Genomic DNA, 583 nt, shown 5'->3' with positions numbered 1-583 from the left:
ACGGGCTGGTATCGGCAGGTGCATGTGAAGAGCCGGCAATGCCGGTTGTGGCGCGCGCTGTTGGTGGCCCGCCGCACGGTGCTGAACGAGATGCGCAGCATAGAGAATGTTGTGCGCGCCATCCTGCGCGAGGCCGGTATCAAGCTCGGCACGCCCTCGCGCACCGCCTTTGCTGATCGCGTGCGCGAGCTGGTCGGCGCCGACGCCGAGGCGATGGTGATGGTGATGGTCGAGCCGCTGCTTTCGATCTCGGCTCCATGCTCAAGGAGTTCGCCCGCCTGACCAAGCAGGTTCTCGACATCGTCCGCAAGGAGGAAGTCTGTCGGCGACTGATGAGCGCGCCCGGCGTCGGGCCGATCACCGCGCTCACCTTCCGCGCCACGATCGACCGGCCGGAGCGGTTCGGCTCCTCGCGGGCAGTGGGAGCGCATCTGGGGCTGACGCCACTGCGATATCAGTCCGGTGAAACCGACATTCAGGGCAAGGTCAGCCGTTGTGGCGACGAACTCGCCCGCACCGCCCTCTACGAGGCAGCACATTCGCTACTCGTGCGCTCGAAGAAATGGTCGAGCTTGCGCGCCTG

1 pseudogene is annotated in these 583 nt (G+C 66.2%); it reads left to right on the top strand.

Annotation, left to right across the window (positions count from 1 at the left end):
* Positions 1-583, top strand: a pseudogene (locus tag O7A60_RS31775) (transposase); the annotation flags it as partial.

Source organism: Mesorhizobium salmacidum (SeqCode), assembly GCF_037179605.1.
Taxonomy (GTDB): Bacteria; Pseudomonadota; Alphaproteobacteria; order Rhizobiales; family Rhizobiaceae; genus Mesorhizobium; species Mesorhizobium salmacidum.
This window is presented reverse-complemented; position numbering and strand designations above follow the sequence as displayed.